General features: G+C 67.6%; 12 protein-coding genes. 8 read left to right on the top strand and 4 right to left on the bottom strand.

From position 1 onward, the window contains the following. Window positions 1-4 precede the first annotated feature (4 nt). The 3 genes from AC5P53_RS03025 (at window position 5) to AC5P53_RS03015 (ending at window position 2,387) form a co-directional block, all read left to right on the top strand. On the top strand, window positions 5-655 hold the full coding sequence (locus AC5P53_RS03025; protein ID WP_032960695.1) for a thiol:disulfide interchange protein DsbA/DsbL: 651 nt from the start codon (window positions 5-7) through the stop codon (window positions 653-655). A gap of 107 nt (window positions 656-762) precedes the next feature. Continuing rightward, entirely contained in the window at window positions 763-1,596 is an 834-nt protein-coding gene (locus AC5P53_RS03020; RefSeq protein ID WP_049440671.1) for a thiol:disulfide interchange protein DsbA/DsbL, read from the top strand. 53 nt (window positions 1,597-1,649) lie between these two features. Continuing rightward, window positions 1,650-2,387 (top strand): endonuclease/exonuclease/phosphatase family protein, encoded by a 738-nt coding sequence (locus tag AC5P53_RS03015; RefSeq protein WP_021202520.1) that lies wholly within the window; start codon window positions 1,650-1,652, stop codon window positions 2,385-2,387. A gap of 112 nt (window positions 2,388-2,499) precedes the next feature. On the opposite strand, the gene AC5P53_RS03010 is transcribed toward AC5P53_RS03015, so the two are convergent. Then, complete coding sequence (locus tag AC5P53_RS03010) at window positions 2,500-3,369, bottom strand: EamA family transporter (RefSeq protein WP_100438132.1); 870 nt, start codon at window positions 3,367-3,369, stop codon at window positions 2,500-2,502. Window positions 3,370-3,441: 72 nt separating this feature from the next. Between AC5P53_RS03010 and AC5P53_RS03005 the strand changes: the two genes are divergently transcribed. The 3 genes from AC5P53_RS03005 (at window position 3,442) to fhuE (ending at window position 6,898) form a co-directional block, all read left to right on the top strand. After that, window positions 3,442-3,924 (top strand): Lrp/AsnC family transcriptional regulator, encoded by a 483-nt coding sequence (locus tag AC5P53_RS03005; RefSeq protein ID WP_049440675.1) that lies wholly within the window; start codon window positions 3,442-3,444, stop codon window positions 3,922-3,924. Between the two features lie 77 nt (window positions 3,925-4,001). Next, window positions 4,002-4,553, top strand: coding sequence for a M23 family metallopeptidase (locus AC5P53_RS03000; RefSeq protein WP_046432517.1), 552 nt, complete (start codon window positions 4,002-4,004; stop codon window positions 4,551-4,553). Between the two features lie 185 nt (window positions 4,554-4,738). Then, window positions 4,739-6,898 (top strand): ferric-rhodotorulic acid/ferric-coprogen receptor FhuE, encoded by a 2,160-nt coding sequence (fhuE, locus tag AC5P53_RS02995; RefSeq protein WP_049440677.1) that lies wholly within the window; start codon window positions 4,739-4,741, stop codon window positions 6,896-6,898. Between the two features lie 132 nt (window positions 6,899-7,030). Here the strand turns inward: fhuE and AC5P53_RS02990 are convergent, their stop codons facing one another. The 3 genes from AC5P53_RS02990 to AC5P53_RS02980 all read right to left on the bottom strand — a co-directional run bounded on the left by AC5P53_RS02990 (window position 7,031) and on the right by AC5P53_RS02980 (window position 11,050). Continuing rightward, window positions 7,031-9,892: a TonB-dependent receptor plug domain-containing protein gene (locus AC5P53_RS02990; protein WP_032957323.1), complete on the bottom strand. Its 2,862-nt coding sequence runs from the start codon at window positions 9,890-9,892 to the stop codon at window positions 7,031-7,033. Window positions 9,893-10,163: 271 nt separating this feature from the next. After that, window positions 10,164-10,538 (bottom strand): ExbD/TolR family protein, encoded by a 375-nt coding sequence (locus AC5P53_RS02985; protein ID WP_014648409.1) that lies wholly within the window; start codon window positions 10,536-10,538, stop codon window positions 10,164-10,166. Window positions 10,539-10,642: 104 nt separating this feature from the next. Then, window positions 10,643-11,050 carry an ExbD/TolR family protein gene (locus tag AC5P53_RS02980; RefSeq protein ID WP_014648410.1) on the bottom strand — a complete coding sequence of 136 codons (408 nt, stop codon included), beginning with the start codon at window positions 11,048-11,050 and terminating at the stop codon, window positions 10,643-10,645. 151 nt (window positions 11,051-11,201) lie between these two features. Here AC5P53_RS02980 and AC5P53_RS02975 point away from each other — a divergent pair, with 151 nt between their 5' ends. Beyond that, on the top strand, window positions 11,202-13,187 hold the full coding sequence (locus AC5P53_RS02975) for a transglycosylase SLT domain-containing protein (RefSeq protein WP_014648411.1): 1,986 nt from the start codon (window positions 11,202-11,204) through the stop codon (window positions 13,185-13,187). 206 nt (window positions 13,188-13,393) lie between these two features. Continuing rightward, entirely contained in the window at window positions 13,394-14,614 is a 1,221-nt protein-coding gene (locus AC5P53_RS02970; RefSeq protein WP_053495110.1) for a multifunctional CCA addition/repair protein, read from the top strand. Window positions 14,615-14,680: the final 66 nt, after the last annotated feature.

The raw sequence follows: 14,680 nt of genomic DNA, 5'->3' as shown, positions 1-14,680 counted from the left end.
GTCGATGAGGTTGATTTCCCGCCTGCTGTTGTCCGTGCTGGTGCTGCTGCCGCTGGCAGCCTGCGCCGCCACCCCCGCCAATGCCCCGCTGGTCGAGGGCAAAGACTACGAGCGCATCGCCCAGCCGGGCCCGTTCCAGCCGCTGGCCGGCAAGATCGAGGTGGTCGAGGTCTTCGGCTACACCTGCCCGCACTGCGCCCATTTCGAGCCACAACTGGAAGCCTGGGCGGCCAAGCTGCCGGCCGACGTGCGCTTCACCCCGGTCCCGGCCGCCTTCGGTGGCGCCTGGGATGCCTGGGCACTGGCCTACTACGCCGCCGACGAAGTCGGCGTGGCCAAGCGCAGCCACGCTGCCGTGTTCAAGGCCCTGCACGAGCAGGGATCGCTGCCGATGCAGAACGTCTCGGCCGATGAGCTCGCCACGTTCTACAAGGCCTACGGCGTGACCCCGGACCGCTACCTCCAGGCGCTGCGCGGCGATGCCGTGCAGAAGAAGGTCGAGGCCGCGCGCGCGTTCGCCCAGCGCACCAAGATCCCGGGCACCCCGGCCATCATCATCAACGGCCAGTACCTGGTGCGGGGCAACAGCTTCGACGACCAGCTGCGCATCGCCTCGGCGCTGATCGCGCAGGCCCGCGCCGCCCGCGGCCGCTGAACCAACGCCCACCCTCGACACGGCGCTGTCGCCGCCGCATGTCATCATTTCCCCCTGGCTGGCGCCTGGCGCCGGCCCCCACCTTTCCAGATGCTGGAGACGTTTCCATGAAGATCCGTTACGCCCTCGCCCTCGCAGCGCTGCTGCCGATCCTGGCTGCCTGCAAGGCTGATGACGGCAGCACCAACACCACCGCGGCCCCGGCCGCACCGGCAGCCGCCCCGGCCACCGCCGAACCGGCCGCTGCGCCGGCCACGGGCAGCGAAGGCACTGCTCCGGCTGCCGCCGAAGGCGAAAAGGCCCCGGCCGAAGCCGCCCCCGCCGCGGCGCCGGCCCCGACCACCGCCGCGCTGACCGGCCCGGCCCCGGTGGAAGGCGCCGATTACCAGGTGATCCCGAACGGCCAGCCGTTCCAGCCGGCTGCCGGCAAGATCGAAGTGACCGAGATCTTCGGCTACGTCTGCCCGGCCTGCGCCGCATTCCAGCCGCTGGTCGGCCCGTGGAAGGCCGGCCTGCCCAGCGACGTGAACTTCGTCTACGTGCCGGCCATGTTCGGCGGCACCTGGGATGACTACGCCCGTGCCTTCTACGCCGCGCAGACCCTGGGCGTGCAGGAGAAGACCCACGAAGCGCTGTACGCCGCCATCCACTCGCAGAAGACCCTGAAGGGCGAGCGCGGCCGTGACTCGGTGGAAGACATCGCCAAGTTCTACGCCACCTATGGCGTGGATCCGAAGCAGTTCGCCGCCACCATGGGCAGCTTCGCGGTGAACGCCAAGACCAACTCGGCCAAGCAGTTCGCCCAGCGCAGCCAGATCAGCGGCACCCCGTCGATCATCGTCAACGGCAAGTACCTGGTGAAGGGCAAGAGCTTCCCGGACATGCTGCGCATCGCCGACCACCTGATCGCCCGCGAACGCGGTGCGGCCCAGGCTCACTGATCCAAGAGAAGCATTTCCCGGCCGTGAATTCCCCCCGTACACGGACCCTGCGCTTGCTGACGGCCAACATCCAGGCCGGCTCAAGTACTCGCCGCTACAGCGACTATGTGACCCGCAGCTGGTCACATGCGCTGCCGGCGGGGCGCAAGCGCAGCAGCCTGGACGCGATCGCCACCCTGGCGCGCGACCATGACATCGTCGGCCTGCAGGAGGCCGATCCGGGCAGCCTGCGCTCGGGCTTCACCAACCAGACCCACTACCTGGCCCAGCGCGCCGGCTTCAACTACTGGAGCCACCAGCCGAACCGGCGCATGGGCGGCGTGGCATCCAGTGCCAATGGCCTGCTGAGCAAGCTGGAACCGGTGGAAGTGCAGGACCATGCCCTGCCCGGCCGCATCGGCGGGCGCGGCGTGCTGCTGGCCAAGTTCGGCGATGGTACCGATGGCCTGGCGGTGGCGGTGGCGCATCTGTCATTGGGCGCGGGCTCGCGGATGTCGCAGCTGGGCTTCATCGCCGAGCTGCTGTCCGACCACCCCAACGCGGTGCTGATGGGCGACTTCAACTGCCTGGCCGAACGCCCGGAAATGCAGGTGCTGTACCAGAAGACCCGGCTGCAGCCCCCGGGCTGCATCGTGCCGACCTTCCCCAGCTGGCGCCCCGACCGCGCCATCGACCACATCCTGGTCAGCAGTGGCCTGCAGACTCGTACCGTGGAAGCCGTACCAGCCGCGTTCTCCGATCACCTCGCCCTGGCGATGCAGATCGACGTCCCGGCCGACGCCCTGCGCTGACCCGCCGTTACGGTAGGTGCGGACCGTTGGTCCGCACGCTCTGCGCCGGGCGCCGCCCGGCGCTCCCCTAAATCGGGGCATAAACGACTTAATCCCCTCCGTCCCCTTTTTTTCAGGCGGTGACGGGTGCCTTCAGGCGCCGCGCGGTCATCGTGCTGCCCACCGAGGCCAGCACCGTGCAGCCGATCGCCAGCCACTGCAGCCCATGCAGGTGCTCGTGCAGCAGCAGCATCGCCCACAGCGCGGCCACCGCCGGTTCCATGCTGATCAGGATGCCGAAGGTCTCCTTCGGCAGGCGCTTGAGCGCCATCATCTCCAGTGACATCGGGATCGCGCTGGACACCAGCGCCACCAGCAGCCCGGCGGCCAGGATCTTCGGATCGAGCAGCGCGGCGCCGGCGTGCACCACGCCCACCGGCACCACCACCAGCGACGCCGCCAGCAGCCCCAGCGACACCGAATGCCCGGCGTGCAGGTGGCCGGCACGCTTGCCGAACACGATGTACAGGCCCCAGCACGCCGCAGCCCCCATCGCATACAGCACGCCAGCGGGATCCAGCGCCGGACCACCGCCGATCGGCAGCAGCAACAGCAGCCCCACCGCCGCACAGCCCACCCAGAGGAAATCGATCGGCCGTCGCGACGACAGCATGGCCACCGTCAGCGGCCCGGTGAATTCGATGGCCACCGCGATGCCGAAGGGAATGGTGCGCAGGGCCATGTAGAACAGCAGGTTCATCAGGCCCAGGGTGAGGCCGTAGCGCAGGATGGTGATCGCATCCGGGCGGCTGGTCTTCCAGCGCCACGGCCGCCAGAACAGCAGCAACAACAGCGCCGAGAAGCCCACGCGCAGCGCGCTGGTGCCCTGCGCGCCGATCAGCGGGAACAGGTGTTTTGCGTAGGATGTGCCGATGGCCAGCGAGGTGACCGAGCCGAGCACCGCCAGCGCCGGCAACATCGGCGCGAGTCGTGAGGTCTGCATGGGCAAAGTCTATTGCGCCAGCGCCGAGCACTTGGCTCAATTGACGGCCCGTTCGTGCAACTTCTGCTCGCCATGGCCACCGCCCCCGTGCTCGACAGCTTCGACCGCGCCATCCTCGACCTGCTGCAACGGGACAACACCCTGCCGCAGCGCGAAATCGCCGAGGCCGTGCACCTGTCCACACCGGCCGTGCAGCGCCGCATCAAGCGCCTGCAGGACAGCGGCGTGATCGCGGCCAATGTGGCGGTGATCGCCGCCGCCCAGGTCGGGCGGCCACTGACCATCATCGTCGAGGTGCGCGTGGTCAGCGAGCAGCGTGAACGCGTAGCGCCGTTCAAGCGCCGCGTACAGGACGACCCGGCCGTGCAGCAGTGCTACTCGATCACTGGCGACGGCGATTTCCTGCTGCTGCTTTCGGCGGCGTCGATGGAAGAGTACGAGGCCATAACCGAGCGGTTGTTCGGCGGCGATGACAACATCGAACGCTTCCGTACGTCGGTCGCGCTGGGGACGTTGAAGCGCAGTTTCGAAGTGCCGCTGGCCCCGGTTCTGTAGCGCTGAGCCATGCTCGACTGCGCTTTGACCGCACAGCAACAGCCGCCGAAGATGGCTCGGCGCTACAGTCGGAGACCATGAACACATCGCCCTCCCCCGCCCGTCGCCTGCGCCGCTGGTTGCTGCGCGGCCTGTGGCTGGCCATCGCCCTCATTGCCGCGATGGCGCTGTGGAACAGCCCATGGGCCGCTGCGCCGAAGCTGCTGTGGACACTCTCTCGTATGCCGCCGGCCACGCAACTGGCGGTGCCGGTGGACGGCGTGCGGCCGCGCCAGATCGCCGACACTTTCGGCGCACCACGTGGCCGTGACCGCTCCCACGCCGGCATCGACATCTTCGCCAAGCGCGGCACCGCGGTGCGCAGCGTCACTGCCGGCGTCATCGCGGACGTCAGCGAGCGCGGCCTCGGTGGCCGCCAGGTCTGGGTGATCGGGCCCGGGCGCGAACGTTACTACTACGCCCATCTGGACGACTGGGCCGAGGGCCTGGCGCGCGGCCAGGTGGTCCAGGCCGGCGACCTGCTCGGGCATGTAGGCGACAGCGGCAATGCCAAGGGCACGCCGCCCCACCTGCACTGGGGCATCTACGGCGCCGATGGCGCGCGCGATCCGCTGCCGCTGCTGCGCTGAACCCCATGCGCTGCGTCGCGGCCCGCGTGAGTGCCTACCTCGTTCATGATTTGTAAATAGGAATAGTTCGTATTACCATTTCTTTCGTTTCCGGTGGTGCCAGGACGGCCTGCCCGCCCGTTTCCCACCCGTAGCGCCTCGCCTTCTGGATGCCGGCCGAGCGCGCGTGCTCGTCCAGGACCCCCATGACCTGTTCCGCCTTCCGTATCCCGCAGCCGCAGCGGCTGTCCGTTGCCGTACTCGTTGCACTCTGCGCCCTGGCCCCGGCCGCCTTCGCCGACACCGCCGCCGACCCGACCACGCTGGACAAGGTCGTGGTCAAGGGCGAACGCGCCGAAGGCTATTCGGTGCGCCGCACCTCGGCCGGTACCCGCTTCGACCTGGCACCGCGCGAGATCCCGCAGTCGGTCAGCATCATCAGCCACCAGCGCATCGAAGATCAGAAGCTCGACGACATCATCGACGTGCTGGCCAACACCACCGGCGTGACCAGCACCCAGTCCGACAGCGAGCGCACCGAGTTCTACGCGCGTGGGTTCTACATCGACGCCTACCAGTTCGACGGCCTGCCGACGCAGATGGTGCAGAACTGGAGCTACGGTGACTCCGGCCTGGATCTGGCGCTGTACGACCGCGTGGAAGTGGTGCGCGGCGCCACCGGCCTGCTCAGCGGCGCCGGCAACCCGTCCGCTTCGGTGAACCTGATCCGCAAGCATGCCGACAGCGCCGAGCTGACCGGCAGCGTGTCGGTGAACGTCGGCAGCTGGGGCCGCACCCGCACCACGGTGGATGTGGGCAGCGCGCTCAACGCCAGCGGCAGCGTGCGCGGTCGCGTGATCGGCAGCTACCTGGATACCGACGGCCAGATGGACCGCTACAACCAGCGCAAGACGCTGGGCTACGCCGTCATTGATGCCGACCTGACCCCGGGCACCCAGCTGAGCGTGGGCTACGACTACCAGCAGAAGCGCGCCAATGGTGCGACCTGGGGCGGCTTCCCGATGCTGTATTCGGATGGCTCGCGCACCGGCTACGACGGATCGTTCAACGCCAGCCCGGAGTGGACCTATTGGGACACCACCAGCAAGCGGGCCTTCGCCACCCTGCAACACGCCTTCAGCAACGGCTGGAAGTTCAAGGTGGGTGCCACGCACGATGAGACCAGGGCCGACGACAAGCTGTTCTACCCCGCCTACAACGACTGGACCACGGGCGCCTCGAACTTCGACCGGACCACTGGCGCGGGCATCTCGCCGTCCGCAGGCCTGTACAACACCGAGCGCAAGGTCACTGGCGTCGACGGCTACGTGGATGGCCCGTTCCAGCTGTTTGGCCGCGAGCACCAGCTGATGGCCGGCCTCAGCTACAACAGGCGCGAGTACGCCAACTACGGCGACTACCAGGTCGGTGGCCCGGGCCAGCCCTGGGATCCGTTCGCCAGCTATCTGAACTGGACGGGCAAGATCGGTGAGCCGAACTGGAACCCGCTGGCCCTGGCCAGCGAGGGCACCATCACGCAGAAGGCCGGTTACGCGGCCGCTCGCCTGTCGCTGGCCGATCCGCTGAAGCTGATCATCGGCGCACGCTACACCGACTGGAAGAGCGAGGGTGAAGGCGCCGACCGCGCGCACAAGGTGACCACGCCGTACGCTGGCCTGGTCTTCGACATCAACGGGACGTACTCGACCTACGCCAGCTACACCGAGATTTTCCAGCCGCAGACGCTGAAGGACCGCAATGGCGGCTACCTCGATCCGGTCGATGGAAAGAGCTACGAAGTGGGCGTCAAGGGCGCGTGGTTCGACAACCGCCTGAACGCCTCGCTGGCCGTGTTCCGCATCGAACAGGACAACGTCGGCCAGGCCACCGGTGAACCCGTGCAGGGCAGCCAGAACGAGTTCGCCTATCGCGCTGCACGTGGCACCGTCAGCCGCGGCTTCGAGTTCGAGCTGAACGGCGAACTCGCCCCGGGCTGGAATGCGACCTTCGGTGCGTCGCGCTATGTGGCCAAGGACATCAACGGCGCCGACATCAACACCAACCTGCCGCAGACCGCATTGAAGCTGTTCACCAGCTACACCCCGCAGTCGCTGCAGGCACTGACCGTCGGCGGCGGCGCCAACTGGCAGAACCGCATCTACTACCCGGTGCCGGCCTACGGCCGCATCGAACAGAGCGGCTACGCGCTGGTCAGCGCCTTCGTGCGTTACCGCATCTCGCCGGAGTTCAGCGTGCAGGCCAACCTCAACAACCTGCTGGACAAGAAGTACCTGTCGCAGATCAACGGCTACGGTGCCTACGGCGATGGCCGCAATGGCTCGCTGACGTTCACCTGGGCGTTCTGATCAGACGCGGGGTTCGCACGCCCCGCACCTGTAGAGCCGAGCCCATGCTCGGCTCAGAGAATCAGCCGAGCGCGGGCTCGGCTCTACACCCGCAAGGCAGCGCCGGAACTGACCGGCGCTGCCACCGTCACATCAGAAGCGCAGGTCCGCGCGCAGGTACCAGTAACGACCACGCGGAATGTCGTAGGTCGAGGCGTCATACCCGTTCAACGAGCACGACAGGCAGATCGGCGGATCCTTGTCGAACACGTTGTTCAGGCCGGCGGTCAGCTGCAACCCCTTCATCCAGTCGATCTTGTAGCCCACCTGCATGTCGTGGAAGGTGGTGGCCGACAGCGTGTTGGTGCCCGCAGCCTGATTGCTGCACACCGGGAAGGCCGCCGCATCGCCGCAGTTCTCGGTCAGTTCGGAGATGTGGCGCACCGTCCAGTTGGCGCTCCAGCGATCCATCGTCCAGCCGAGGCTGGCATTGCTGGTCCACTCCGGGATCGAGCTGTCGGCCACTTCCACGCCCGGCTTCTGCGGCTGCTTCTGCCCGGCCGCGCCAGTGGCCTCGTAACGGCCGACGAAGGTGTTCTTCCACCCCAGCTTGAACTGGCCGATGGAGGTCTGCGGCAGCGTCCAGAACAGATCCACGTCCCAACCGTCGGTCTTGATCGAACCCAGGTTGGTCAGGCGGTTGTTGAAGCTGCTGACCGCACCGGTGCTGGCACGGGTGATGCCGTTGCAGTAGATCGGGTCCAGTGTATCCACGCACAGGTCCAGCTGGGTCTGCGCGTTGATGGCCTGGATCGCACCATCGATGGCATGGCGGTAGAAAGTGACTTCCACATCGAAGCGCTCCGACCACGAGGCGTTGTTGCCGAACCACGGGCTCCACACGAAGCCCGCGCTGAAACTGCGCGAGCGTTCCGGGTCCAGCTCGCGGTTGCCGCCGGTGGTCACCGAGATCTGCGAGTTGGCCTGCTGGAAGCCGGCCGGGACGCCCAGTGCAGCACAGTTGGCCGCGCTGCCACGCGGCGGCGTGCCGCCCAGGCCCACCGAGCACGGATCGAACAGCTGCAGGTCGGCACGTGCGGCAGAGCCGTACAGCTCACCGATGGACGGTGCGCGGAAGCCCTCGGCGTACGTGGTGCGCAGCACGAAGTCATCGGTCACCTGCCAGCGCAGGCCGTACTTGGGCGTGAACTCGCCGCCGAAGGTGGAGTAGTCCGAATAGCGGCCGGCCAGGCTCAGGTCCAGCTTCTTGCCGAACGAGGAGTCGGCGAAGATCGGCACGCTCAACTCCAGGTAGGCCTCGTTGACGTCGTAGGAACCGGAGGTCGGTTGCGACGGCACGCCGTTGTAGTGGCCGATCACCGTCAGCGGATCGGGCTGGTAGGCGCCCTTGTACTTGCGGTACTCGAAGCCGGTGGCGAAGGACACCGGACCGGCCGGCAGCGAGAACAGCTCGCTGGACAGGTTGGCGGTGAACAGGCTCAGTTCGTTCTGGCTGCGGTCGCGCACCACCGGCTGGATCCACTTCAGCATGTCCGGGGTGATCGAACCGGCGCCACCGAAGATGTTCAACGGCACGCAGCCAGGCGTGGCCGCGCACACCGCGGGATCGCCCAGCGCCATGTTCACCTTGTAGATGTCATAGCTGCCGTAGTTGGTCTGCTCGGCCTTGTTCTTGCTGTACATGCCGTTGACGTCCCAGTACCAGCTGCGGTCGGCGGCATGGAAGTCACCGACCAGGCCGGTGGCGAAGTAGGTGGTGTCCACTTTCTGCTTGAACACGCGCGCACCGCCCTCCACCGGGCGACGACCGATCAGGCTCATGTTGTCGCCGGAGACGAGATCGAAGCCGAACGGGTTGTACGGGTTCAGGCGCGAGACCACGATGTTGTCGGCCAACGGATTGCCGGTGGCGCCATCGGGGCCGAAGAACAGCGGCTCGGGGCCGGCCTGGTTGGTCGACTCGCGGCGGTTGCCCAGCGCCTTGATGTACCACTGCACGTTGTCGGTGATGTCAAAGCGGAACTGGCCGAACAGGCCTTTGCGCTCCGACGGCGTCAGCACCATGTTGTATTCGGCGAAGTTGAAGCGGTCGGCGGTGGTGAAGCAGTGATAGTCATCCGTGCGGCTGCAGCCGGCACTGCCGTCGTACCGCGGATTGCTCACGCCGGTATTGGGCACGATGTTCTGCACCGCACCGGTGTTCGGGTCGGTGAACATGAAACGGCCCTGCGGAATACCACCGCTGCCGAACGCCAGGCCGGTACCGGGAATGGGGAAGCGCGACTGCTCGCGATCCTTGGCGAATACCGGGTCCTGCTTGGTCCAGCTGGCGCCCAGGAACAGGCTGAAGCGATCGCCACTCTTGCCCCAGGCCAGGTCCACGCCCTTCTGCGTGCCGTCGCCCTTGCTGTACTCGCCGTAGTTCAGCGTCACCTGCCCACCATCGAAATCGCGGCGGGTGATGATGTTGACCACGCCGGCGATGGCATCGGAGCCGTACAGCGACGAAGCACCGTCCTCCAGCACCTCGATGCGCTCGACGATGGCCAGCGGAATGGTGTTGAGGTCGGTGGCCGAGCCCACACCGGACGCCGACGATTCATTGACCCAGCGGATGCCGTCGACCAGCACCAGCACGCGCTTGGCACCCAGGTGGCGCAGATCGACCTGCGCCGAGCCGGCACCCACGCCACTGCCATCGGGCGGGAAACCGAAGTTGCCGGACGAGTTGAACTTGGCGTTGAGCGCAGAGCCGGAACCGGTGAGCTGCTGCAGCACTTCGCCGATCGAGGTCAGGCCGGTGCGTTCGATGTCGCCACGGGTCAGGGTCTGGATCGGGACCTGGCCCTCTACTTCAGCGCGCTTGATGCGGGTACCGGTGACTTCCACCGCGTCGAGGTTGGTGGTGGATTGTGCAGCGGCACCCAGGGGTGCCAAGGCCATCACGCACAGCGTGACGGCAACCGCCAACGGGCGGTGGTGCAGGTGCTTCATTCGCTCTCTCTCCAAAGGAATGTCGGGACATGGACTGCCGCGCTCCCCCCTGCATGGCGGCAGCGTCTCCTTTGTAAACAAGCGGTAAAAATCACGGCGTGATGATCGACACTCTTTCACGCGGAATTGACGCAATTGACAGCCATTTACGTCAGATGAGGACCGTTTAGAACCGGACGGTACTGTTCACCGCCCTCCACTTTGATGCCGGCTGCGTCAGCGCGCGCCGAGATCCGCCACAACTCATCAAGGGGACTTGTCGGTGCAGGCGCTAGTGACCGGGCGCGTCGACGCGCAGCCCATGCTGGCTCACGGCCAGCAGCACGCGTGCCATGTCTTCGTAGTCGGTGTCGTCGGCGGTCGCCAAGTGCACCCAGGGGCGATGCTGCTGCGGCATCTGCTGCGCCTGCACCAGGTGCCGCTGCAACGCGACAGCGTCGAGCGGCTGGCCATTCCAGAACATCGCCCCCGCCGCGTCGATGCGCAGGTGGATCGGCTGGGGTGAGGACGCCGGCCAGGGTGGGCACGAGGTGCGCTGCTGGAGCGCCAGGAGGCCGGTCGCCTGCGCCATCGGCAGCGCGGTGATCACCAGCGCCAGCAACACCAGCAACACATCCACCAGCGGTGCCAGATTGGGGGCGGCCATCAGTGAGGCCGCGTGCTGTGTCCCGTATCGCATGCCACGTTCCCTCGCAGGAAGAGCGGCCTGCCGATGGCAGGCCGCCCGTTGCCGGACTCACCGCACGAAACTCACCGCACGAAGGCAATGCGCTCCATGCCAGTGGCTTCGGCCGCAGCCAATATCCGCGCCATGCCTTCGTACTCGGCCGCCGGATCGGTGGCGATGCGCAGCTCCGGCAGGTTGCCGGCATGCTCGCCGGCCTGCGCCTGCAGGCGCCCCTGCAGATCGCCGATCGCCATCGGCTGGCCATCCCAGCTCAGCTGGTTCGACGCATCCAGTCGCAGCTCGATCGGCGGCGGCGGTTCGGGGCGATCGATCGTGCGATCGGTGGCCTGTGGCAACTGCACGGGAATCGGCCGGGCCACGATCGGCGCGGTTACGATGAAGATGATCAACAGCACCAGCATCACATCCACCAGTGGCGTGACATTGATGTCCGCCAGCGGGCCGCTTCTTCCTGCGCTACTGAACGCCATGTGCCGCTCCCTGCAGCCGGGCCGTTCGCCCAAGGCCGACGTTACGACGCCTGCGCCCGCCTGCGGCAGGGGCCTGTGCGGAGTCATTCAGCTATCGTTGCCCACGCATTGCGTGCACGCAATGCGAAACTGAATTCAGCCACTGCCCGCTATGCTGCATGCCATGACCCGACGCTCTTCGACCGCCCTGTCCCTGCTGCCCTTGGCCACCACGCTGCTGATCGGCTGCGCCAATGCCCAGTCCCTCGATGCCCAGAACGCGCAGTTGAAAGCCGCGATCGCGGCCGCCGAACGCGGCCAGTTCGATCCTGGCCAGGCCGCTGCGCTCAGCCGCCATCCGGCGTATGGCTGGCTGGAGTACGCCAACCTGCGCCGCAACATCGACACCGTCGATACCGCGCAGGCACAGGCCTTCCTCAAGCGCTATGAGGGCCAGGCCGTGGCCAGCACGTTCCGCAGCGTGTGGCTGCCCTCGCTCGCCCGCCGCCAGGACTGGCCGACCCTGCTGGCCAACTGGGCGCCCACCGACAACGCCGGCCTGCGCTGTGCGCAGCTGACCGCGCGCCAGGTGACCGGCAAGGTCGATCCGCAGTGGATCAGCGAAGCACAGGAGCTGTGGCGCAAGAACGGCAAGCCGCTGCCGGACAGCTGCGATGCGGTGTTCACCGTGCTGCAGGCACAAGGCGGCCTGAGCGACGCCCTGCGCTGGGAACGGATCGATGCTGCCGCCGACGCGCAGCAGCCCGCCGTGATGCGCAGCGCGGCCCGCGGCCTGCCTGCCACTGACCTGGCACTGGCCAACACTTACGCCGCCTTCGTCGACAAGCCCAACGCCAGCGCCCTGAACTGGCCCCGCAACGAGCGCAGCCGGCGCATCGCCACCGATGGCCTGGCCAAGCTGGCCAAGGCCGACCCGGCCGCCACCGAACAGCAGCTGCCGCAGTACGCGCAGGCACTGGGGCTGAGTGCCGCCCAGCAGGGCCAGGTGCTGTACCAGATCGCGCTGTGGACGGTGGCGTCCTACCTGCCCGATTCGGCACGCCGCCTCAACGCGGTGCCGGAGTCGGCCTATGACGAACGCCTGCACGAGTGGCGCGTGCGCGAAGCGATGTCCCGCGGCGACTGGACCGCGGCGCTGACCGCCATCCGCAAGATGGGCAGCAAGCAGCGCAGCGACCCGCGCTGGCGCTACTTCGAAGGCCGCATGCTGGAGAAGACCGGCCAGGCCCAGCAGGCGCAGCCGCTGTTCCGCGAGGCCGCGCGTGCATCGACCTTCCACGGCTTCCTCGCCGCCGACAAGCTGCAGCAGGGCTACACGCTGTGCCCGTGGCAGCCCAACGACAGCGCGCAGGCTCAGGCGGTGATCGCGCGCGACCCGGCCATCCAGCGCGCAATGGCGTTGTACCAGATCGATCGCGCTGGCTGGGCCGTGGCCGAATGGAACAGTGCACTGTCGCGCTTCGATGACACCCAGCGTCGCCTCGCCGTGCGCGTGGCGCAGGACAACGGCTGGTTCGACCGCGCCGTGTTCGCGCTCGGCAAGCAGCCGCAGGAGCAGCGCCTGTACGACCTGCGCTTCCCGCTGCACCACGACGCCACCATCCGCCGCGAATCGGCACGCAACGCAATCGACCCGGCCTGGGTGGCGGCGGAGATCCGCGCCGAGAGCACCTTCACCCCGCGTGCGCGCTCGCCTGCCAACGCCATGGGCCTGATGCAGGTGCTGCCAGCCACCGGTGCCGGCGTGGCCAAGTCGATCGGCCTGACCGGCTACGGCGGCGCCGACAGCCTGTACGACCCGGACACCAACATCGCCATCGGCACCGCCTACCTGCGCCAGTTGATGAACAAGTACGACGGCCTGCCCTACGTGACCATCGCCGCGTACAACGCCGGCCCGACCCCGACCGCACGCTGGCAGAGCCAGCGCCCGGGCTTTGATCCGGACCTGTGGATCGAGACCATCAGCTACAAGGAAACCCGCGAGTACGTGGCCCGCGTGCTGGCCTTCAGCGTGATCTACGACTGGCGCCTCAATGGTGATGCGCTGCCGCTGAGCGATCGCCTGATGGGCCGCCTGGTGGACAAGCGCAAGCGCTTCAGCTGCGCCGCCAACGCCGACCAGGGCGGCGATTGATCGCAACACAGTACTGCCGGTCGCTGGCCGGCATTCCCCGGCATCCACTCGCTGGGGAGGGAAACGATGAGCCTGCTGGCCTGGATCGGGCTGGACGCTGTATCGGTAGTGCAGGCCGCTGGCCGGCAGCTTCGGGGTGACTGCGGTTGCCGGCCAGCGGCCGGCACTACCGGTGCGTCTGCGCCGGGCATGCGATGATTCCAGCCATGAAGATCTATCTTGTCGGCGGCGCCGTGCGTGACCGCCTGCTACAGCGACCTGCCGGCGACCATGACTGGGTGGTGGTCGGCGCCACGCCCGCGCAGATGGAAGCGCAGGGCTTCACCGCCGTCGGCCGCGATTTCCCGGTGTTCCTGCACCCGAAGACCGCTGAGGAATACGCGCTGGCGCGCACCGAGCGCAAATCCGGCCGTGGCTACCGCGGCTTCGTGGTCGATGCCGACCCGGCAGTGACGCTGGAAGAAGACCTGCAGCGCCGCGACTTCACCATCAACGCGATTGCCTGCGACGAAGACACCGGCACGCTGGTCGATCCCTACGGCGGTGTGCGCGATATCGAGCAACGCGTGCTGCGCCATGTCGGCCCCGCGTTCGTGGAAGATCCATTGCGCGTGCTGCGCGCGGCCCGGTTCATGGCGCGCTTCGCACCGCTGGGCTTCACCGTCGCCGAAGAGACCATGGCGCTGATGCGCGAGGTCGCCGCCAGCGGCGAGCTGGACGCGCTGGTGCCCGAGCGCGTCTGGCAGGAGCTGCGCAAGGCGCTGGTCAGTGAACGGCCCTCCGCCTTCCTGCGCACGCTGCACGATGCGCAGGCACTGGGCCCGATCCTGCCCGAGCTGGAAGCGCTGTATGGCGTGCCGCAACGTGCTGAGTTCCACCCCGAGGTCGATACCGGCATCCATCAGGAAATGGTCAGCGACACCGCCGCGAAACTGGCGCCGGGCGATGACCTGGTCGGCTTTGCCGCGCTTACCCATGACCTGGGCAAGGGCCTGACCCCGCCGGAGGAGTGGCCGCGCCACATCATGCACGAGCAGCGCGGCATCAAGCCCTTGAAGGCACTGTGTGCGCGGTTGAAGATTCCCGCCGAACACCAGCAGCTGGCCGAAGCGGTGTGTCGCGAGCACTTGAACGTGCACCGCATCGACGAACTGCGCGATGCCACCGTGCTGGAACTGCTGGGCCGCTGTGATGCGCTGCGCCGGCCGGAACGCGTGGCCCGCATCGCACTGTGCTGCGAGGCCGACAAGCGCGGCCGGCTCGGCTTCGAGGACGCCGACTACCCCCAGGGCGAAACGCTCAAGCGCCTGCACCAAGCGGCGCTGTCAGTGCAGGCGCGGGATCTGGATACCACGCATCTGAAGGGCCCGGCCATCGGCGAAGCGCTGGCCAAGGCGCGGGTGAAAGCCATCGCCGCCGCCCGCTGATCCGCAACCGCCGTGGCGGCCGCGCACCGACTCCCATGGGTAGTGCCGGCCGCTGGCCGGCACCCC

The organism is Stenotrophomonas sp. YJH_SMC_82, assembly GCF_059368875.1.
This window is presented reverse-complemented; position numbering and strand designations above follow the sequence as displayed.

Coding starts and splice junctions, on each gene's coding strand:
- AC5P53_RS03025 (WP_032960695.1), top strand. CDS start 5: ATGAGGTTGATTTCCCGCCTGCTGTTGTCCGTGCTGGTGCTGCTGCCG.
- AC5P53_RS03020 (WP_049440671.1), top strand. CDS start 763: ATGAAGATCCGTTACGCCCTCGCCCTCGCAGCGCTGCTGCCGATCCTG.
- AC5P53_RS03010 (WP_100438132.1), bottom strand. CDS start 3,369: ATGCAGACCTCACGACTCGCGCCGATGTTGCCGGCGCTGGCGGTGCTC.
- AC5P53_RS03005 (WP_049440675.1), top strand. CDS start 3,442: ATGGCCACCGCCCCCGTGCTCGACAGCTTCGACCGCGCCATCCTCGAC.
- AC5P53_RS03000 (WP_046432517.1), top strand. CDS start 4,002: ATGAACACATCGCCCTCCCCCGCCCGTCGCCTGCGCCGCTGGTTGCTG.
- fhuE (WP_049440677.1), top strand. CDS start 4,739: ATGACCTGTTCCGCCTTCCGTATCCCGCAGCCGCAGCGGCTGTCCGTT.
- AC5P53_RS02990 (WP_032957323.1), bottom strand. CDS start 9,892: ATGAAGCACCTGCACCACCGCCCGTTGGCGGTTGCCGTCACGCTGTGC.
- AC5P53_RS02985 (WP_014648409.1), bottom strand. CDS start 10,538: ATGGCCGCCCCCAATCTGGCACCGCTGGTGGATGTGTTGCTGGTGTTG.
- AC5P53_RS02980 (WP_014648410.1), bottom strand. CDS start 11,050: ATGGCGTTCAGTAGCGCAGGAAGAAGCGGCCCGCTGGCGGACATCAAT.
- AC5P53_RS02975 (WP_014648411.1), top strand. CDS start 11,202: ATGCTGCATGCCATGACCCGACGCTCTTCGACCGCCCTGTCCCTGCTG.
- AC5P53_RS02970 (WP_053495110.1), top strand. CDS start 13,394: ATGAAGATCTATCTTGTCGGCGGCGCCGTGCGTGACCGCCTGCTACAG.